This window comes from Pseudomonas sp. GW821-FHT07F05 (assembly GCF_059418765.1).
This window is the reverse complement of sequence record NZ_JBWKQL010000001.1, coordinates 638,853-658,222: the sequence shown is the minus strand read 5'-3', so window position 1 is coordinate 658,222 and position 19,370 is coordinate 638,853. Positions and strand designations below refer to the sequence as shown.

16 protein-coding genes and 2 pseudogenes are annotated in these 19,370 nt (G+C 55.5%); 8 read left to right on the top strand and 10 right to left on the bottom strand.

Annotated elements, in window-relative coordinates; translation table 11 throughout:
* Positions 1-129 precede the first annotated feature (129 nt).
* The 4 genes from AC07RO_RS03080 to AC07RO_RS03065 form a co-directional block, all read right to left on the bottom strand.
* Complete coding sequence (locus tag AC07RO_RS03080) at positions 130-669, bottom strand: DsbA family protein (RefSeq protein ID WP_495085252.1); 540 nt, start codon at positions 667-669, stop codon at positions 130-132.
* A gap of 8 nt (positions 670-677) precedes the next feature.
* Positions 678-1,223, bottom strand: coding sequence for a redoxin domain-containing protein (locus AC07RO_RS03075; RefSeq protein WP_192172905.1), 546 nt, complete (start codon positions 1,221-1,223; stop codon positions 678-680).
* A gap of 365 nt (positions 1,224-1,588) precedes the next feature.
* Entirely contained in the window at positions 1,589-1,891 is a 303-nt protein-coding gene (locus tag AC07RO_RS03070) for a putative quinol monooxygenase (protein ID WP_062383845.1), read from the bottom strand.
* A gap of 264 nt (positions 1,892-2,155) precedes the next feature.
* Positions 2,156-4,366, bottom strand: a complete 2,211-nt coding sequence (locus AC07RO_RS03065; RefSeq protein WP_495085251.1) for an EAL domain-containing protein — start codon at positions 4,364-4,366, stop codon at positions 2,156-2,158.
* Between the two features lie 821 nt (positions 4,367-5,187).
* Between AC07RO_RS03065 and AC07RO_RS03060 the strand changes: the two genes are divergently transcribed.
* A complete protein-coding gene (locus tag AC07RO_RS03060; protein ID WP_065991695.1) occupies positions 5,188-6,288 on the top strand; it encodes a low temperature requirement protein A in 1,101 nt (366 codons plus the stop codon).
* Positions 6,289-6,741: 453 nt separating this feature from the next.
* Here the strand turns inward: AC07RO_RS03060 and AC07RO_RS03055 are convergent.
* From AC07RO_RS03055 to AC07RO_RS03040, 4 genes and pseudogenes are all read right to left on the bottom strand, one after another.
* Positions 6,742-7,881: pseudogene (locus AC07RO_RS03055) on the bottom strand (glutathione-independent formaldehyde dehydrogenase).
* 224 nt (positions 7,882-8,105) lie between these two features.
* Positions 8,106-8,944 (bottom strand): annotated as a pseudogene (locus AC07RO_RS03050) (alcohol dehydrogenase catalytic domain-containing protein); the annotation flags it as partial.
* 647 nt (positions 8,945-9,591) lie between these two features.
* Positions 9,592-10,362: an alpha/beta hydrolase family protein gene (locus AC07RO_RS03045; RefSeq protein WP_192172908.1), complete on the bottom strand. Its 771-nt coding sequence runs from the start codon at positions 10,360-10,362 to the stop codon at positions 9,592-9,594.
* Entirely contained in the window at positions 10,346-11,455 is a 1,110-nt protein-coding gene (locus AC07RO_RS03040; protein ID WP_192172909.1) for a DUF3182 family protein, read from the bottom strand. The genes AC07RO_RS03045 and AC07RO_RS03040 overlap by 17 nt, the downstream gene beginning before the upstream one ends.
* A 331-nt stretch (positions 11,456-11,786) precedes the next feature.
* Between AC07RO_RS03040 and AC07RO_RS03035 the strand changes: the two genes are divergently transcribed.
* Together AC07RO_RS03035 and AC07RO_RS03030 are read left to right on the top strand one after the other, a co-directional pair.
* Positions 11,787-12,707 (top strand): hypothetical protein, encoded by a 921-nt coding sequence (locus AC07RO_RS03035; protein WP_346630646.1) that lies wholly within the window; start codon positions 11,787-11,789, stop codon positions 12,705-12,707.
* 174 nt (positions 12,708-12,881) lie between these two features.
* Positions 12,882-13,484 carry a hypothetical protein gene (locus AC07RO_RS03030; RefSeq protein WP_192172911.1) on the top strand — a complete coding sequence of 201 codons (603 nt, stop codon included), beginning with the start codon at positions 12,882-12,884 and terminating at the stop codon, positions 13,482-13,484.
* 636 nt (positions 13,485-14,120) lie between these two features.
* Here AC07RO_RS03030 and AC07RO_RS03025 read toward each other — a convergent pair.
* The gene (locus AC07RO_RS03025; RefSeq protein WP_495085250.1) at positions 14,121-15,011 is read right to left on the bottom strand and encodes a TIR domain-containing protein; all 891 of its coding nucleotides are present in this window, start codon (positions 15,009-15,011) and stop codon (positions 14,121-14,123) included.
* 359 nt (positions 15,012-15,370) lie between these two features.
* Between AC07RO_RS03025 and AC07RO_RS03020 the strand changes: the two genes are divergently transcribed.
* Positions 15,371-15,883: a GNAT family N-acetyltransferase gene (locus tag AC07RO_RS03020; protein WP_192172913.1), complete on the top strand. Its 513-nt coding sequence runs from the start codon at positions 15,371-15,373 to the stop codon at positions 15,881-15,883.
* A 50-nt stretch (positions 15,884-15,933) separates the two neighbouring features.
* Here AC07RO_RS03020 and AC07RO_RS03015 read toward each other — a convergent pair whose 3' ends face one another.
* Positions 15,934-16,401 carry a TlpA family protein disulfide reductase gene (locus tag AC07RO_RS03015; RefSeq protein ID WP_122622240.1) on the bottom strand — a complete coding sequence of 156 codons (468 nt, stop codon included), beginning with the start codon at positions 16,399-16,401 and terminating at the stop codon, positions 15,934-15,936.
* A gap of 135 nt (positions 16,402-16,536) precedes the next feature.
* Between AC07RO_RS03015 and arsC the strand changes: the two genes are divergently transcribed.
* The 4 genes from arsC (at position 16,537) to AC07RO_RS02995 (ending at position 19,082) form a co-directional block, all read left to right on the top strand.
* Entirely contained in the window at positions 16,537-16,890 is a 354-nt protein-coding gene (gene arsC, locus AC07RO_RS03010; protein WP_192172914.1) for an arsenate reductase (glutaredoxin), read from the top strand.
* Positions 16,887-17,492, top strand: a complete 606-nt coding sequence (gene wrbA, locus AC07RO_RS03005; protein WP_495085249.1) for an NAD(P)H:quinone oxidoreductase — start codon at positions 16,887-16,889, stop codon at positions 17,490-17,492. Before arsC ends, wrbA begins: the two co-directional genes overlap by 4 nt.
* Positions 17,493-17,636: 144 nt before the next feature.
* On the top strand, positions 17,637-18,308 hold the full coding sequence (locus AC07RO_RS03000) for a DNA-3-methyladenine glycosylase I (RefSeq protein ID WP_495085248.1): 672 nt from the start codon (positions 17,637-17,639) through the stop codon (positions 18,306-18,308).
* A 90-nt stretch (positions 18,309-18,398) separates the two neighbouring features.
* Positions 18,399-19,082: a GntR family transcriptional regulator gene (locus AC07RO_RS02995; protein WP_463582903.1), complete on the top strand. Its 684-nt coding sequence runs from the start codon at positions 18,399-18,401 to the stop codon at positions 19,080-19,082.
* The last annotated feature ends 288 nt before the right edge of the window (positions 19,083-19,370 follow it).

Sequence of the window (19,370 nt, the reverse complement as noted above, 5' to 3'; positions counted from 1 at the left end):
CGATGCCACCCGTTCAACATAGTCGCGATCTCATGAAAGCGCGCCACGGCTACTTGATTACCGACGAACGACGACCAGACATTTCGTGTAAATAAACAGCCTGTCGTTAGCTATCAACCCAGGCGCTAGCTAGCGATTGAGTCCACGCATCGAGGAAAGCTCAATCGCCTGACTCATCTCGGTGACCTCGGGAGGCCCGTCATAGCGAAGCCCTTCGATGTAGAACGCGGGCGTGCCGTTTACCCCGCTACGTACGCCGCCATTGAAATCGGATTGTATTTTGGGCAGATAGATATCGGTTTGCATGGCAACAACGAGTTCATCGCTGGAAAGGCCGTGTCTCAGTGCGATGGCGCCATACAGCGGCACGCCCAATCGATCCTGATTTTCATACAACTCGTCGTGGGCCTCCCAGAAGAATCCTCGACTCCCGGCATATTCAGCGGTGACAGCTGCACCCAGCGCATGCGGGTGAGCAGTGGTTAGTGGAAAGTTGCGGAAAACAAGCAACAGATCCTCGCCAAAATGCTGCTGCAGCTTCTTGACGACCCAGTACGCCAAACCGCAATAGGGGCATTCGTAGTCGCCATATTCCACCAGTGTGACCTTGGCATGCGCCCTTCCCTGGCGATGGTCGTTTGCAGTTACCGGGACTTTGAGAGTGGCCATGTGATCACCTACTGGTTTTTGGAGGGCGTGCTGTGTGGGGAATCCGCCAGAGCATCCAGCGCATCCAGAATGCCGTCCGCTCCAGGATTGATTGCCATCGGTGAAACGTAACTCCAGGCGACCACCCCCTCCTTGTCAATCACGAACAACGCCCGCTTACAAACTCCAAGGTGGGATTCGTACGCGCCATACTGTCGCGCCACCGCTCCTTTGGGCTCGAAATCGGCAAGCAGGCTGAAGTGAAAACCACGGTCTTTGACGAAGGCCTGATGACACCAAGCGCTGTCCACGGAAATACCCAGCAGCGTCGCGCCGTACTCTCTGAATGTGGGGAGCACCTGGTTGTACAAGGTCAGTTGGTCGCCACACACCGAGCTCCAGTCAGCGGGATAGAACGCCAATATTACGGGACTTCCCTTTAGCTCGTGCAGGGACAGCCGCTGATCGGGGGTCGCGTACAGGGAGAAATCGGGGGCGACAGTGCCGGCTGGAAGTGGTTCTTGAACCGGGCCGTCGGTCGTTTCTTTTGCATCATCCAATGCTGAAGTGTTCATTGCTTGAGCCCTGATAGATGGGGGTGGGTTCTGCTCAGCCGGATACAACTCGCCCGGCGGGATAACTCCATCCACCGTCAAGGGATTCAGAGTGGCGAAGAGGCCTCGATACAAGCCTGAGTGTCTTCGGCTGCGAGGGTTATGGTCCGCATCAACGAGCACGAGGCGATCCGCCGTGCTTTCCCGGAATGGGGTTGAGGCCAGGTTGGCAGCACAACGGCTGATTTGATCTGACGCACCAATGACTATAGTCGCTGTTGGCACCTCCCCCGCGAAAAGAGACCCGCGGTAACGTCCAGACTCAGCCGCGTCCCTGACGCGGCAAACGGCGGCAGGGACGGGTTGGAATGCCTCGTCGGGCTTGCCTAGCCGGGCAGCTTTGCCGCAAGGACGTCAACCTTCTCGATTGACGGCGGTTCGGCAAACAGCTCGGCAGCCTTTGCCATAAGCGCGGCGGCGACCTTGCCCGAAAGATGAGCCTGTCGGCCTGCTTCATCCGGGAAGGCGTCAAAGATGCCAAAGGTGGAAGGTCCCAAGCGGATGGCGAACCAGGCCGTGGTGGCTGGCTCCTCCGCCACGATTGCAAGACCACTCACTAAAAAGCTCTCAACCTCTTTCTCTTTCCCGGGTTTTGCTTCGAGACGAACGAACAACGCTACGTTGACCATGACGTGTGTCCTCTTGTTATGACCAGGTCATCATGCGCCATGCTTTCCAGTAAGCCCAACGGGATATTTGCCGACTTGGCAGCAAGCTCCAGCGTCGTGGGGATGGGAGATAGCGTCGAGTCATTCCGCCGGCAGAGCAAACGGCCAGAAGCAGACGCCGGACTGCCTCGCACCCGTCATTAGCTGCACCCAGCCCATTTACTCGACAGCGGCGCCCTTTCCCTCAGCATCCGATGTTCAAGACGCTGACAACCGAACGGCCGGTCAGCGATGAAACTCTGGATGGCTCAGGAACGCTTCGAGGGCGGCAAACGGCATCGGTCTGGCGAAGTGATAACCCTGAAAAATATCGCAGCGACTGCCTTTCAGGAATTCCATTTGGGACGCCGTTTCAACGCCTTCGGCGACTACAATGAGGCTGAGGTGGTGGGCCATGGAAATAATGCCCTGGGTGATCGCCGCATCGTGATGATCGGTAGCGATTTCCCGGATGAACGAACGGTCGATCTTGATTTTGTCGATCGGCAAACGCTTGAGGTAGCTGAGGCTGGAAAAACCGGTGCCGAAGTCATCGAGTGCAATCCGCACCCCCAATGCCTTGAGCCGGTGCAACGTCTCGATCGCCTGTTCAGCGTTGTGCAACAGCAGCGACTCGGTGATCTCCAGCTCCAGTTGTTCACCTCGCAGACCATGTTTGTCCAGCGTGGCCTGGACATACTGCACGAAATGGCCACGCTGAAAATGCATCGGTGAGATATTGACGGCCATCGAGATGCCCGTGATGCCCTGCTCGTCCAGCAGGCGCAACTGAGCGCAGGCCGTATCGAGCACCCAAAGGCTAAGCGCGATGATCTGACCGCTGTCCTCGGCCACCGGTACAAATACCGCTGGGGGGATAAATCCCTTTTCCGGATGCTCCCAGCGCAGCAACGCTTCGATCCCGACCACACGCCCGGTGCGTGCGTCGATCTGCGGTTGATAATGCAGCTGTAACGACTGAGTCTCGATAGCCTTTTGCAGGTCATTGCGCAGCGTGGCGTGCTCGCAAACTCGCTGATTCAGGTCGCTGGTGTACCACTGAAAGTTGTTACGCCCTTGTTGTTTGGCTTTGTACATAGCCATGTCAGCCTGCTGGATCAACTGCATCGGCTGCTCAAGGTGACCATCGCTCAGAGTGATGCCGACACTTGCGCTTACTTGCAGGTCGATGCCCTGGATGCAGTAGGGTCTGGCAATGCTGGCCATCAATCGCTCGGCCACCGGCACGACGTCTTCATCACGCAGCAGGTCCGGCAACAGAACGATGAATTCGTCACCGCCCATGCGCACGATCGTATCCCCGGGCCTAACCTGCTCGGCCATGCGTCGCGCTACCTCGACCAGCACCTGATCGCCAAAGTAGTGGCCGATCGAATCATTGATGGATTTGAAACCATCCAAATCTATGCACATCACCGCCAACAGCCGCTTACGCCGACGACTGAGGTGACAATCCAGAATAAGCTGGTCTTCAAGCGACACACGGTTAAGCAAGCCGGTCAGTTGGTCATGGCTGGCGTTGAAACTCAACTGGCGCTCGAAATGCTTCTGATCGCTGATGTCACGGGCAATGCCAAACACACCAACGATCTCGCCGTTGACCATGATGGGCAGGTTCGAAATGTCCATGGTCAACAGTTTTTCATTCTCGTCTCGAAGCCGTGCCTCGAAGCGTTGAGGGGCTCCGGCGCGCGCTGCGGAAAAATGCCGACTGACCCGCATCAGGTCTTCCTCAGGCACCAGACGGGAAAAGTGATGGCCAATGAACTGGGTTGCAGTCTGCGGCTTAAGCTTCAGGCCTGCGGGATTCACACTCTGGATGTTGCCGAGCAGATCGAGCGCGAACACCGGGTTGGGGTTATAGGTGAACAGTGAACGAAAGCGTTGCTCGCTCTCCTCCAGACGCTGACCGTCACGCTCATGGCGGATTGCGATGACTGCCAGTTGGGCCGCGCACGCAAGTTGTTGAATCTGTACTTCGTCTGGCGTATGGGTGCGATTCTGATACAGGGCAAATGTGCCCAGAACGCTGCCTTCATGGGAGAGCAAAGGAACCGACCAGCACGAATGCAAGTTATGCCCAAGCGCCAGGCTGCGGAAACGCTCCCAATTCGGATCTTGAGCGATGTCTTCAGTGACCACCATTTCGCGCCGGAAAGCTGCCGTGCCGCAGGTGCCTTCCGTTGGACCGATCGCCATTCCATGAATCGCCTCACTGTATTTGGCCGGCAGGCCGGGCGCTGCGCCGCTGAGCAAGTGCTTACCCTCGGCGTCAGTGAGGAGAATGGAACAGAACGTATCGGGGCTTAGGGCGTTTTGCATCTGGCAAATAGCGGAAAGTATTTCGTCCAGATGCTGGTCGCTTGCGATCATGCCGAGAATGTCACGTTGCGACTCGGGGAACGTATTGCTGTGAAAATCGGGACGAGTATTCATGGTGGTTCCTGAAGACTCTCGAGGTCGTCCGCTCTACAAAGAGCCAGAAATAATGGGCGGCCGATCAGTGTCCACTAGTGCGTCGGTCGCGCACTGTAGGCAGCGGCGCCCCGCTGAAGAAAGGCTCAGAGGTGACATAAAAAGCAGTGTCAGATTGACGCCGTTTGGCGGTGAACGGACCACGACCATTCGGCCGATGTGATCGCCCTCTGCCCGAACGATCATCATGAAGCGCACTATCGAATGAACAAGGCAGAGGTGCGCGAATTTCCTCACCTTGGCCCAGGGTTTTTACCTGATCGTCACACGTTCGAGACGTGGCTCTGGTCAATTTCTGGGTGCCGTAACGGGCAGCGATTGTCCTTCAGAATGCAGAAGTACCCTCGACTTAGGTAGCTAAACAGCTGCAAAAACCATCGACTGAAAAAAGTCGCCTAAAACTGCAGCGAGAAAAGTGCGCGAACTGCTGGTGGTATCGGATGCCGAAAATTCGTTCTACGGCTACGGTAGGTGCCAAACACGACTATAGTCACTGGTGAGTCAAGGGGCATCCAACCGTTCTGCTACACACTTGGCCCTCAATCCAATACCGCGAAGACACGGAGGATTACCTCATGCTTCTTCCCGCGAAACTTGAACGTCTGGCTGCCTAAAACACTCAGGCTCAGGCTGAGATTAGGGCCCGTTTCTTTTGTGAATCCACTGATAGTGGATTGAGTGATCCCGCCGGGCACGTTGTATCCCGCTAAGCATGCCCTAATCACCCATCTATCAAGGTTCAGGCAATGGACTCTTCTAGATGCACGCGGAGCCAGCAGCGAATGAAATCTTTAAAGTATTATGAACAAAATCGACACGCCACCTGGTTAGAGTTGTTTTTTGACCTGATTTTTGTCGTGACTATTGGCAAGGTGACTCATACGCTCGGGCATCTACATCAAGGCCACTTTGAACCTGAGCAGATATGGAGTTTCTTACTGCTTTTCGTTCCATTATGGTGGATCTGGTCAAGCCACACTATTTACTCCAACAGGTTTGACACGGACAGTAATCTTCACCGTCTGTCAACATTATTTATAATGCTGTTGCTCATTGTGCTGTCCGCACGGATTGGGGAAGAACTGGAAGTATACTACCCGCTTGTTATCGTCTGCTATGTGGGTATACGTGCCATCATCAGCATCATGTACATCTCGACCATCAATACGGTCGACGGCCGTAGCGAATACGCCTCCAGGCTTGGCTTCGCCCTTTTGGTAAGCTCAGCGATCAGTCTTTCATCCCTTATTTTTGACCCTCCGATTCGATACATTGTAGCTTACATTGGAATTTTTCTTGATATTCTGCTTCCTGTTTTCCCCTGGAGCAAACTAAAACCCCTGCCAGCGCATACAGACCATTTGGTTGAACGACTAGGCTTGCTTACCCTTATCTTATTGGGCGAGTCAGTGATCAGCCTTGCTGGAGGTTTATCTGACATTCAATGGAATCCTTATAATGTAATGGCGGCAATTACCGGATTTGTCATGACATGTAGTATATGGTGGATCTATTTTGATAGCTTTTACCTGCTGAGCAGAAATGAAAGCAGCATGAGTGGGCATTCCTTGATCTACTCGCACCTTTTCCTGTTTTTAGGGCTGGCCCTACTCGCTAACTTGATCAGACATGCGATCTTGAACGACATTGCGATACACGATTTTCAAATTATGTCAGTCATCGGCATGGTCTTATTTTTCGTAGGCAAGCAATATGGCTACTTCATAGCCGTGCCTAAGATCAGGAAATACATACTTCAAAACACGTTGATCGTATTTTCTTTAGGTGGCTCATTTATATGGCTGCCTCGTGTCGAATACATATTGATCGGTCTAACGTTAACCATGATCAGTTATGTTTTGCTGAATTTCAGGTATCGTTGAGTGATTCTTGTTGACCAGAGATTTGGGAGAGTTCCGCGACACCCCGCAGAGGGGATTGAACTTCCAAGCGGCTAAACTGATGTCTTTGGCGCGTTGTTCAATCCCTACTCCTGAACCCAGTTCACCCGCTGGCGATCGATTCCGTTGCCAGAAAGCGTTCTACCACACAGACCGAGCCTATTCGAACGAATCTAATCGGTTGCATCAGGGGACCACTGCCTGCCGAAAAGCTAGCGGCGATGAGCCCCGCCACCGTACCACCGAGATGCGCCATGAGGACAATCTGCACCGGCTTATCGAATAAATTTATCCAATGAGCGGTACCCGCAAAGGATCGTGAGTGGCAGCTGTATAGATTTCTGGGCCCGCAAGCAATAGGCGGCAATGCGGTGCGCATCATCTGACATCTCCACAATGCCGCTAAATTGTCGGCTCAAGCCATGAGGATGGCCATCACGCTGCCGGCTTCAGAATGACCTTAGTCCAACCCTCATCCCGCGCATCAAAATGCTTGTACGCATCAGGCCCTTCAGCCAGCTTCAGGCTGTGGGAAATGATTTGCGAAGGTTTGGCGCGGTCATGGTGAATAAGCTCCGCGAGCCGACGATTATAGGCCTTCACATTGGCTTGCCCGGTGCGAATCTGCTGACCCTTGAACCAGAACGCACCGAAGTCGAACGCCATCTTCCCTTCTTTGGCGAGTTCATTCTGTGCACCTGGATCCTGAGGCACGAACACCCCGACGACGCCAATACCACCAGTGGCCTTGGTCGAAGCCACCAAGTTGTTCATGGTCAGATGATTGGCTTCATGACCGTGTTTGTCACAGCATTGATACCCAACACATTCACAGCCCCGATCAGTACCTTTGCCGTGAGTCAGGTTGAGAATCTGGTCGACCGCTTCCCTTTCCAGCGAGTTGATCGGCGTGGCACCAATCTGCGCCGCCAGCTTCAATCGATCCGGATGATTATCGACTACGAACACCTGCGAAGCGCCTTTGATCATCGCGGCATGTGCAGCCATGAGTCCCACCGGCCCCGCGCCGTAAATAGCAATGCTTTCGCCCGGCATCAGGCCGGCCAGCTCCGTTGCATGCCAACCGGTAGGAAAAATGTCCGACAGCATCACGTAGTCGTTTTCTTTTTCCTGCGCATCTTCTGGCAGAACCAGACAGTTGAAGTCGGCATAGGGCACCCGGAGCAGCTCAGCCTGGCCGCCCTGATAAGAGCCCATGTCGGCAAAACCATAAGCAGCACCGGCAGTGCCGGGATTGGCCGTGAGGCAAAAACCGGTCAGTCCTTTTTCGCAGTTCTCGCAGAATCCGCAGCCGATGTTAAAAGGCAGGCAGACACGATCACCCACCTTGACGCGATCTACGCCGACACCGACCTCAATGACTTCTCCGAGATTCTAGTGACCAAAGACTCGACCGGTTTCCATGGAGGTGCGGCCCTCGTACATATGCAAGTCGGAGCCGCAGATATTGGTGGTGGTAACGCGCACTACTGCGTCGGTAGGCTTTTCGATCTTGGCGTCGGGGACGTTTTGCACGCTGACGTCGCGTGGCCCGTTGTACACGATGGCTTTCATTATATTCTCCCGTTCAAACTGAATTGGATTCGTCTGCTACGAGATATCTGGCTGGTCGGTACCTGCGTTCGATCAAAGATTCGGGTGACTACCGGACCGGCGGCGATCCGGACCACCGGCGATCACAAGCACTGCATCTACAGCTCCACGTTAAGTCAGAGCCTTCCATTTATACGATATATATAATGTGCAGTGCACCCACCCTGCGAAACGTTTTGCGATAGCCGCACGCGATCGTAGACGGAGTCAAACGAACGGGTAGCGTGGGACTCCATGCCTACCGCATCAATGCATTTCTCCAGCCCTTTACCGCCCGTAAGCTCGGCTAAGCGGTCTAGCACACTTTCTTCATCAAAATTTATTGCGATGGCGCCACCGGCCGTGGCCATTGCAAGGCGCTCGGGCACATTGTCGATGCACACCACCTGCTTAGCTCCGAGGATCACCGCGCTGCGCACCGTGAACTGGCCTACAGGGCCTGCACCCCAGATAGCCACGGTGTCGGTTGGTTGAATATCGCATTGCACGGCGGCCTGCCAGCCGGTGGGGAAAATATCTCCGAGGAAAAGTACTTGTTCATCGGTAAGGCCGTCCGGGATTAGAACCGGCGTGAAGTCCGCATAAGGCACGCGCACGTATTCGGCTTGGCCACCAGGATAGCCGCCGGTCAGATGGGTATATCCGAACAACCAGCAGTGGTGTGGCCGAAGGCCTTAGCGGCGAGGTCCTTATTTCGGTTGCTGCGCTCGCATACAGAAAAATTACCCCGGCGGCATTGATCGCATTCACCGCAGCAAATCGTAAAGGGCACGACCACGCGATCGCCAATCTTTAGCTTCTTGTTGGCAGACCCCACCTCGACCACTTCGCCCATGAACTCGTGGCCCATGATATCTCCATGCTTCATGCCGGGCATGAAACCGCCATAAAGATGCAGGTCCGAGCCGCAAATGGCGCATGACGTGACTTTGATAATTGCGTCACGTGGGTCCTCTATCGCAGGGTCAGGTAAATGGTCATCACATCGGATGTCTTTCTTTCCATGCCAGCGTAACGCTTTCATAGTAGCCCTCCTATGGGGCCGTGCAGCAATTAAGAGATAACCTCATTGCACGAGCCGTCCCCGCATAAAAATAGTCGTAACAGTTGCAAGTTCCAGTTGTATACGTGGTGATCTCCCAAAAACGTGACAAACGGCTGCGTGATTACTTTAGTTATTTCTCATCGTAATTAATAAGCGGAGTGCTTAGCTTCTTAATGGAATATGTGCAGCACATGCTGGCACATTATGCCGAGCCAATAACGGCTACGACACAATCTACTTTGCCCAAGTGGTTATCCAGGGCACGCATCCGCACCTAAACATAAGTACCCGTTATGCGTAACGCATCAACGGCTTAGTCCCTCGTTAGCCTTGGCCAGGGCGGCCGCTGAGATATTTGGGGCGGGCTTGGGCTTTTTGCGGCCAGCACATAGCAGGCCACCGGGCCATCATCGGCGGCATTAGGCATCACCTGGGACACCACCGCAACAATCTTCCAGCCCTTTGCCCAGGGTTCACGTCCTTGACCAAAAACACTTCCATGGGTGAAAGGGCCGTGATTGACTTCTTGCATACCTTTGGCGAGAGCCAATGCCACCCACGTTCTACACATCACGTTTAGAGTGTGCTGCCCGGCAAACGTATCGGCCGTCCATGGCCAATACCGCCTAAGAATACCGAGGCGAGTGATGGGGGTAATTAATCAGTCGGTCACCCACTACCATTTCTCCAACCCACGCGGTGAGGATCGAGCTATAGGCTTTTTGAGCGGCATCGGTGCTCAGCGCGTGGTCGGCGCCGTCGATGATGCGATGAGTTAACGAATGCGCGTTAACGAAGGCTGAGCGAAAGTTCATCAGGGTGGCGTGCGGCACGTAGTCATCTTGGTCGGATTCAACCAGCAACACATCTCCCGCAAACTCTGAACATGCGGCCAGCGCGCGGTTATCCGTGGGCGTCAGACTGGTGCGACGGTAGCGTGCCAAGCCCTCGCGATCGAGGGCATGCTTGGGCACGTTCCACTCGGCGTCCCAATACAGAGCAGGCACTCGCAACGCCAACCAGCGGATAGCACGCAGTCGCGTTAGCAGCGTGGCCAGATAACCTCCATAGCTGCTGCCAATCACGGCAATGGCGGCAGTGTCCACCAAAGGATGGCTGGCAAGGCGATCATAGGCCGCAAGCAGGTCGTTGAGGTTCTGCTCTCGCGTGACGCTCTGGCGCTGATTGAAGGTTTTTTCGTGGCCTCGCAAGTCGAATGTCAGGCACACGCAACCCAAACCGGTGATATTTCTAGCCCTCGCCAGGTCGCGTTCCTGACTGCCGCCCCAGCCATGTACAAAAAGGATGCCCGGCACGTGCGCGCTGGGGGTCAGAACGGTACCGGAAATGCTGACATCATCGACCTGAATGTCGATCGGTTCACTTTGAATACCCATTGTCATGGATCCGTGCGTATTTGCTGATCTGTCCAACTTCACGATCATCGCTCTGATAAAACAGCACCGCGTCGTCGGGAATCGGCAGGTTATCGAAAACTTCGTGGGTACTGGCGTACACCTGATGCAACGATGGGTCTTCCGCAAATGCCTGCAATGCCAGGACCTCGGCGCTGCTGGCGCCACCCACCCGCCAGGACTGCTCAAGCACACCCGTGCGCCATTGGCCCTGAACATCACGTCCGTGCACCACGTCATAATTGCGTCGGGATGCGATAAAACCAATGAATGCCTGGAAGGCGGCGGCCTCGTAGCGTTGTGCCAGATCAATCGCAGTACGGACCACTGGGTCGATGTCGATGGCGAGGAGATGCCTATAACCGCCGCGCACCACTGTCAGCTGCGAACCGCCATAGACCTCTTCGCCAGCGTGGTCGTGGGTCAGTTGCTGAGTCCCGAAGTAGCTGGCCGTAAGCCCTGCAATCGTTACCTGACCCACGCTATAAGTCGTGACCGAGCTCAGATTCTGTTCCAGCACGAGGCCCCACACGGCGAGCTCTCTGCTGTCGAGATTGTCCAATGCTTCTGCTAGTTGCGTTGGCGAACTCACCACGCGCTGGCCGCGGCCTGCCGTGGCGCGTACGGGTTTTATCCGAAGCGGACCGTCTTCCAGCAGCCGTCTGCCGGCGCGTAAGGCATCGTCAACGCTGAAGACAGTAAAACCCCTGAGCAGCGCATCGCGTGCCAGCCGAGCGAAATCGGCTGCCCAGCCTGGCGGGGCCGTTGCGCCATCAAGCAGCTGGTGGGAGATGGCTTTAGTGGCCATGTAGGGCTGACTCACCAGACCGCCAAAAAAGTCGTCGGGTGTGTAAATACCCAGCTCGCGCTGGCGGTCATCGCCGATAAGGGTGCGGGCAGGAAGGTAATAAAGCGCGAGGGGGTCAATCATGGCCGCTTCGTCGATTTCCAAGAAGCGAATCCCCATCAGCTGGGCAATCCGTTCCCCAAGCTTTCGATGAACTTGGCGCTCATGCTCAGGGGGAGCCTGTTCATCCTCAAGCAGGACTACGGCCGCTTTGCTGCATCGTGTCATCAGGATTCTCCGGTCGCTGGTCAGGCAAGCTGCCTGAGCAATGGCGGTTTGAGGTCACGTTGCACGTTGGAATGACCACCAAAGCAGTGGTTCAGTGCTGCTGATCAACGGCCGATACGTGAAGGTCACCAACGGTTACTTGGGCAGGTGCGCCTTCCTCGAACAAAAAGCTGATCCCTATGGCGGGCGACCAGCCGATTGTCTACCGACGATACGCCCACCGAAGGGCTGCTTTCGACCCTAAGCGGTCACTCAGGCGGTCAGCCCTCGGCCGATTTTGGTGCTACGGAGCCTGGTGGCTGGTGCCGAGGGCTATTAAAGCTGCGCAGAAATGGCGATGATGCCTGCTTCCGGTAAAACAGAGAACTTTGGTATGACGGACCGCTTTCTCCTTTATATAGATGTTTTGGGGTTTACCGATATGGTGCGCAAGGAACCAAGGAAGGTAGCGCGTATTTATTCGATTCTAGATAGTCTCAATGTACACACACATAACAGCTTCAAGACCATAGTCTTCTCAGACACAGTTCTGGTCTACAATATTAAGCCAGCCTCCAACGACGCCGACAGAGAGTATCTCGTCTGGTATCTCACCGAGTTCGCCGAGGACTTACATCACCGACTTACCGGTCAAAATATCTACTTCCGTGCGGCCCTTGTGGCCGGCGATTTCTCCCACTACGATCTGAAACACGTTGAGTGTTTTTATGGTACTGCCTTGATATCAGCATATCTCGCTGAAAAGGATATCCCATCACTTGGCTTGTTCATGGACCAGGAGTGCGCAAGGCACAATCGGTTTTTCCGGTTGGCGCCTTTCAACGCAGATTTCTCTTTTGTCTATCTCAACCGTTCATTAGAGAAACTGAATGAACATGCTGGCGGCCGCTTCCCTGTCGAAAATTACCAGATGCATATGGGGGATATTGCGCCCCATGTCACATGGGAGGTTCGTTTTCTCCAAGATATATACATCCAGATGCGCAATCATCCAGCGCCGCATGTCCGCACTAAGTTCTTATCTGCATGGGACTTCTACAAACAGCGCTATCCTGAAATGCTGGGATTGCTAGAGGAGAACGATTTCTCCGCGCGCTCATTAGGTAGTGCGCCTGACTGGGATGTTTTGGATAAACACATGAATCGGGATATCAGTTACTTCAAACGAATCGGTAGCGGCACGGAGCTGTCCAAAGCTATCACTAGTCCTAGCAAGTACAAAACTAAGTTTTTGAAAAGCTTTAAAGGATAATAACTTGGTGAGCTGAAGTTCTACCGATAAAAAACAGAATTGTGTATTGTCCTTAGCAATGTTCGCCACCGACTGTAAGCAACTACAAATGGATTTTCAAAGATTCAGCAGCGATCCTAGGATCGATTCTTCGGTAGATTGATGCTAAATTTCTAATATGATCTTGGGTGATGAATGGAAGGTGAGGAATTTAGTATCTGGAAGCCATACGAGGCGTTCTATATTCAGTCGATGCTCTTCAATACCACGTCTGCCTTCCAGTCGTGCAGTATCGCAGAAAAGATCATCGAAAAAATCTTGATTGAGGAGATTGACCCGCAAGAGAAGACGAACTTATTGCTGGACTGCTTGCAGAACCTCATCAATCAATCTGGAGCGATATCGCGATACTTTTCCCCTTCGCGTGATGGTGTCAAGGGAGCGGAAGGAAAGACCATTCACAGAGATCGCGGGCAGTATCTGTCAAAGATCTTTGGTGTGAAAGGCGATAGCCCCCTAATGAATAGGGCGTTAAGAAATTCGATTGAGCACTTTGACGAGCGGCTTGATCTTTATCTTCAAGAGGGGATAGTTGGATTCATCTTCCCTAGCCTCATTCTTGCTGAGCCTGAAGACTCAGGCGTGCCCCATCATATATTCAGGGCTTACTACTTGAAGGAAGGAATTTTTCAAGTGCTGGGTGAACGATACGAGATCCAGCCAATAGTTGATGAGTTAGCTAGAATTCATGATCTCTTAGTAAGATTCGATGGCAGTGGCGGAGTATTTCGCTCATAAAAGCCGGCTGTTCCGCACCTTTTTATTTTTCTGATGCAATAATAAATCATCCACCTGACGACTTCTGTAGGCCCTGACAAATGTCCACTTTTGGCCGTTAGCTGCCCTAACAGTAATCGTCCGGCCAAGTCACCTACCGAACCCCAGTATTAAGGGCGATGGTGTCCGCGTTTTTTTTAAGCGGACACCATTGCCCTTATCGCTAGGATTTTCATGCGCCAACGAAGCTATAACCCAAGGGCCGCAACCAATGCGCTAGAGCATGATGCCGATATCGCCAAGGTGACTGGGGCCACGCACAGACGTAGCAGGGTTATGAGCAGCGATCTGTCCCACCCCCCAGCCGGTCGAACAAATGCCGCATCGGGGCTAGGCGTTGTTTCACCGAAGGCGGAGCTAGCGCTTGCGTCTGCAGCTTGATCCAAGTCGCCACATGCAGCGGCGTCACAGCGCGCAGATCTAAACCCCCGCGCTTATGCACCAGCTTCGGAATTCGTTGGTTGCCCGCACATAGGCCCGCCGCGTATTGGGATTGCGGATGTTGGCCGTGAAAAACTCGACAAACCGGGTTTCTGCTGACTTACCTACTACTGCAATCAACGCGGGTAAATCAGCCTGGAACAGCAACGACCTTGTTCACTGCCAAAATCTGTTGGCATCAAAGTCCAGTTTCGCGGCCTTGAGCTCACCCACTAGTTTGGCTTTCCATCCATCCGCAGGGTCCATGTCGGAATAAATGACCCCATACAGGTCTGAAGGTATTTCCACATGACCTTTGCGCAACAGGCACACACGGCCTCGGCCGAGCTTTGCAGCAAAGTAGCCCAGCTCAAAGATGACGTTCTGCCGCGCTCGTGCGTCCGGGGTCTCAGCCTTCACTGACGCACCTAGATCGTCTGGCGTTAACAACACCACCGCAAAACCAATATCGTCAGCGATTCCCTCAAACTTCTCGATAATGGTGCGGCCCTGATCAGGTTGCTCCTTAAGAATAATGGCTTCCAATCCTAGCTTTTCGAGGAACCGCGCAAGGCCCTGGAGTGCAGCCTCATCATGGCCATGCACGACGAAAACGCGATTAGAGGGTAGTACCGCCGCTTTCTCGGCTGAGGAGCCGATTTCAATCGACTGCCCACGCTCAGCAAGATCTTCTTTCAATGCTCGCTGAGCTTGTTTGAGTAGCGCTACCGCCTCGGAAATGTTGCGACGCACGGGGGTTACATAATCCACTGGCGGAGCGTGCCCTCCTCCTATCGCCCAGACCATCGGGAAATGGCCCAGCACCGTAGCGCCCGAATACAGCTTGTAAGCCGACGTATCCTCACCAAAATAGCGAACCAAAGTGCTCTGGATACTGACCTCCAACGCCTTCAATTCAGGGCAGCTGCCGTTTCCCAAGGTTTGAATATCAAAAGCCTCTAGCTCGCTGATGCATTCATCCAGCCGAGTGATGCCCCGCTCTATGCCCTGCGGAGGGAGTTGTAATTTTGGGGCGCTTGTATTGGCTGGGGGCTTGGCTCGAGCCATTTCGGCAGATCCTTTTATATTTGATAAAGGACATTATCAGATATAGGAAAAGGCCACAGCTGGCATATCGCGGTCCTCGGCCTAGCTGAAGCAAAGCATTCGCCACACGGGCGCTTTCGAGCGATCAGAAACGTTGGGGAATATTTTTCATCGGTTACCACCGGCCGCTTTGGGTCGATGGCGGACGCTGGTGACAACCCACTATTGGCCGCCAGCGCACACCAACGCTCTAGCCTGGTTGGACTCAGTGCGGTTTCGTCTTCATCATGAAATCACAAGGTTCGCAGGACGCAGCCTCTTTGGAATGGGCGTTAGTGAGCCAGAGAAGCGGTCAGGAAAGTAGGAAACGAGGAGCTGTTATGGAAACATCAGACGTCAAGCTCGCCCGGGTAACGCGCACCGATCTCGACGAGCTCCTACACGCAAATCAAGAAAGCCGGGACTACCACGGCCGCTGGGTACAGCCGTTCACAACCGCCACAGGTTTCGAGGAGTGGTACTCCGCTCAAATCACAGGCGCGAGTGTTGGCCTACTGGCTCGCGATACAGAATCGGGTCAGATCGTTGGAGTGACCAACCTAAGCCAGATTTTCTATAAAGGATTTCAGAACGCGTATCTCAGCTATTGGGGCATGGTCTCGTTTGCCGGGACGGGAAGGATGTCACAGGCGGTGGAACTGACGACGAGGTATGCCTTTGAGGAGCTGGGTCTTCACCGTCTCGAGGCCAATATTCAACCTGAAAATGTGCGTTCAATCGCGCTGGTCAAGCGTCTCGGATTTCGGAAAGAGGGGTTCTCCCCGAAATACCTGCAGATCGCCGGGGTCTGGTGCGATCACGAGCGCTGGGCACTTCTGGCCGATGAGCGTTAATCAGCGAGCAGCGCCGTTTAACATCTAAGCTGACTGCCCAATGATCTGCTTCAGCCCTTCCCTTTCAACTCCGCCAACTTCTGCATCACGCCCGCAGCCGTCTGTTCGCCCATCAACTGCTCACGCACTTTGCCCTTGTCGTCAATGATGTAGGTCACCGGCAGGGCTTCGCTTTTCGGCAGGTCATATTGTTCGGCCGGGTCTTGGGCCAGCACGGTGAAGGTGATGCCCAGCGCTTTGCTGGCGCTCTTCAGGTCTTCGCCCTGGAGGTTGTCGAAATTGACGCCGAACACGCTGACGTTCTGCCCTTTCACCTGCTCGGACAGCGTGTTGAGTTCGGGGATTTCGGTCCGGCAAGGGCCGCACCATTCGGCCCAGTAATTGACCACCAGCCAGTGCTTGTCGACGCGGCTGCTGGCGACTTTCTCGCCATTCTGGTCGGTGCCGAGGTCCACGCCGCACCCGCTGAGCAACAGACTTCCAATCAGTGCTGCCGCCGCTGCCAATCGCCTTGCCATGATGCTGTTTCCTTCTAGGTGCTCTTTCTTTCCAGATGCACGCTGCGCCGATTGCGCATCGCTCGCCGCGTGTTACCGGTCGTTACCGTGACGCAGGTAGAATAGCCGCCACCTCAGGCAAGATGCGACCCGCAAATGACAGATCTCACGCTTTATCACAACCCGCGTTGCACCAAATCCCGCGGCACGCTGGCATTGCTTGAAGCCCGCGGCCTGACGCCGACCATCATTCATTACCTCGAGACCCCGCCCGACGCCGCGCAACTGCGCGACCTGCTGGGCAAGCTCGGCATCGGTGCTCGCGGGCTGCTGCGCACCGGTGAAGACGAGTACAAAACCCTGAACCTGGCTGACACCAGCCTGAGCGACGAGCAACTGATCGCCGCCATGGCGGCCCATCCCAAGTTGATCGAACGCCCCATTCTCGTCGTCGGCGACAAGGCCGTGATTGGCCGTCCGCCGGAAAACATTCTGGAGATCCTGCCGTGAGCGCGCCCTACATTCTGGTTCTGTTTTACAGCCGTAACGGCGCAACCGCGGAGATGGCGCGGCAGATCGCCCGTGGTGTCGAGATGACCGGCGTGGAAGCGCGTCTGCGCACGGTGCCGGCAGTGTCCACTGACTGCGAAGCGGTGGCGCCGAGCATTCCGGAGGCCGGCGCCTTGTACGCCACCCTCGACGACCTGAAAAACTGCGCAGGCCTGGCCCTCGGCAGCCCGACCCGCTTCGGCAACATGGCCGCGCCGCTCAAATACTTCCTCGACGGCACCAGCAACCTGTGGCTGACCGGCGCACTGGTGGGCAAACCGGCCAGCGTATTCACCTCCACCGCCAGCCTGCACGGCGGCCAGGAAACCACGTTGCTGTCGATGCTGTTGCCCCTGCTGCACCACGGCATGTTGATCAGCGGCCTGCCCTACAGCGAAGCGGCGCTGATCGAAACCCGTGGCGGCGGCACGCCTTATGGCGCCAGTCATCACGCCGGCGCCGACGGCAAGCGCGCGCTGGATGAGCACGAAACCACGCTGTGCCGTTCGCTGGGTCAGCGGCTGGCGAAAACCGCGCTGTTGCTCGATCCGCCCAAGGGCTAAAAACCAAGGCGTTGCTCGCGCACGATTGCTGGAACCCCTTGCTCAAACCGGGTCAAACACAGAGCCCCTGCCGGGGTTCTGCGTCGGCGCTCGGAAATGCGCTACGTCAGCGATCGCGCACATGAATTTTGTTTTGGAGAGGGCATGCAAGATTACAAATGGCTCCATGAATACTGTCTCAACCGCTTTGGTTCCGTCGCCGCCCTCGAGGCGCATCTGCCGCCCCCCGCCACGCCGAAAAAACTCAAGGCCCTCAGCGACGACCGTTACCTGTCGACCATGGCGCTGCGCGTGTTTCGTGCCGGCCTCAAGCACAGCCTGGTGGACGCCAAATGGCCGGCCTTCGAGCAAGCCTTCTTCGGCTTCGATCCGGAGAAAGTCACGCTGATGGGCGGCGATCACCTGGAACGCCTGATGCAGGACGCGCGGATCATCCGTCACCTGGGCAAGCTCAAGAGCGTGCCGCGCAACGCCCAGTTGATCCTCGACATCGCCCACGAACACGGCAGCTTCGGCAATTTCATCGCTGAATGGCCGGTGACCGATATCGTCGGGCTGTGGCGTTACCTGTTCAAGCACGGCAATCAGATGGGCGGGCTGTCATCGCCGCGCTTCCTGCGCATGGTCGGCAAGGACACCTTCATCCCCAGCCATGACGTGGTCGCTGCGCTCAACGCGCAGAAGATCGTCGACCGCGTGCCCAGCAGCCAGCGTGATCAGGCGGCGGTGCAAGCGGCGTTCAATCAGTGGCATGCCGAGAGTGGACGGCCGATGTGTCAGCTGTCGATGATGCTGTCTTACACCGCCAACCATTGATCGTTTCTCCGGCGGAGTGAAAAGACACAGCGCGTAACAAATCGGACGTCGTATACAATATTCGCCGTCCCCTACTGCTGAGTCATTCGCGTGCCCTTCCTTCTTCCTGACGCCCCCAACCTCGGTGTCGCGCCCTCCGCGTCCGAGGTGATTGCCAAGTACCTGCGCGAGTCAATCATCTCCGGCCAGTTCGCCGAGGACGAGCCGATTCGTCAGGACGACATCGCCCGCGTGTTCAACGTCAGCAAGATCCCCGTGCGTGAAGCGCTCAAACGTCTGGAAGCTGAAGGGCTGGTGCAGTTCCAGCGCAACAAGGGTGCCGTGGTCACGCGGATTTCCGAGCCGGAGCTGGCGCAGATTTTTGAAGTACGGGTGCTGCTGGAAGTGCAAGCCATCCGCCTCGCCGTGCCGCGAATGACCACCGCTCAGCTGGATCGGGCCCGGGCCATCTGTGACGAATTCATGCGCGATGACGACATCGGACGCTGGGCCGAGCTGAACTGGGCGTTCCACACCTGCCTGTATGAGGCGGCGCAACGGCCGTTTTTGCTGAACATGATTCGCTCGATCCACGACAAGGTTGAACGCTACCTCCGCGTGCAAATGAGTTTCGACGAAGGCAAAGCGCGCGCCGACCTGGAACACCGCGAGATCCTCAAGGCCTGTGCCGATCGTGACGTGGACAAAGCCGCCGAACTGATCGAGCACCACATCATCGGCGTCTGCCGAACCCTCTACGCCCACCTCCCCCACGCGGTGCTCAGCGAGATCTGATCGACTGGCGGCTGTGCCGATTTCGTCATTGCGGCGGGTGAAATCGGTCAAGACCTTGGCCGTCGTTCCCGGCACTCTTGCCTCAATAGTGAAGTTGCTCCGCGCCGCGATCTGTAGGACCGGCTTTAGCCGGGAAGAGGCCAGTGTGAACACCATAAATCTCCGATGTGGCGACCGACGCCTTCCCGGCTGAAGCCGGTCCTACAAGGGATCCTCGAAGCCAGTTCCATTGGGTGCACGCGGTCCCAGCAGGGATCGTCGTAGCCAGTTCCAGACTCAGTCCGACAG

Bases quoted from the DNA above. Each gene is read 5' to 3' on its own strand.
- AC07RO_RS03080 (WP_495085252.1), bottom strand. From the start codon at position 669: ATGGCCACTCTCAAAGTCCCGGTAACTGCAAACGACCATCGCCAGGGA.
- AC07RO_RS03075 (WP_192172905.1), bottom strand. From the start codon at position 1,223: ATGAACACTTCAGCATTGGATGATGCAAAAGAAACGACCGACGGCCCG.
- AC07RO_RS03070 (WP_062383845.1), bottom strand. From the start codon at position 1,891: ATGGTCAACGTAGCGTTGTTCGTTCGTCTCGAAGCAAAACCCGGGAAA.
- AC07RO_RS03065 (WP_495085251.1), bottom strand. From the start codon at position 4,366: ATGAATACTCGTCCCGATTTTCACAGCAATACGTTCCCCGAGTCGCAA.
- AC07RO_RS03060 (WP_065991695.1), top strand. From the start codon at position 5,188: ATGAAATCTTTAAAGTATTATGAACAAAATCGACACGCCACCTGGTTA.
- AC07RO_RS03045 (WP_192172908.1), bottom strand. From the start codon at position 10,362: ATGGGTATTCAAAGTGAACCGATCGACATTCAGGTCGATGATGTCAGC.
- AC07RO_RS03040 (WP_192172909.1), bottom strand. From the start codon at position 11,455: ATGACACGATGCAGCAAAGCGGCCGTAGTCCTGCTTGAGGATGAACAG.
- AC07RO_RS03035 (WP_346630646.1), top strand. From the start codon at position 11,787: ATGGCGATGATGCCTGCTTCCGGTAAAACAGAGAACTTTGGTATGACG.
- AC07RO_RS03030 (WP_192172911.1), top strand. From the start codon at position 12,882: ATGGAAGGTGAGGAATTTAGTATCTGGAAGCCATACGAGGCGTTCTAT.
- AC07RO_RS03025 (WP_495085250.1), bottom strand. From the start codon at position 15,011: ATGGCTCGAGCCAAGCCCCCAGCCAATACAAGCGCCCCAAAATTACAA.
- AC07RO_RS03020 (WP_192172913.1), top strand. From the start codon at position 15,371: ATGGAAACATCAGACGTCAAGCTCGCCCGGGTAACGCGCACCGATCTC.
- AC07RO_RS03015 (WP_122622240.1), bottom strand. From the start codon at position 16,401: ATGGCAAGGCGATTGGCAGCGGCGGCAGCACTGATTGGAAGTCTGTTG.
- arsC (WP_192172914.1), top strand. From the start codon at position 16,537: ATGACAGATCTCACGCTTTATCACAACCCGCGTTGCACCAAATCCCGC.
- AC07RO_RS03000 (WP_495085248.1), top strand. From the start codon at position 17,637: ATGCAAGATTACAAATGGCTCCATGAATACTGTCTCAACCGCTTTGGT.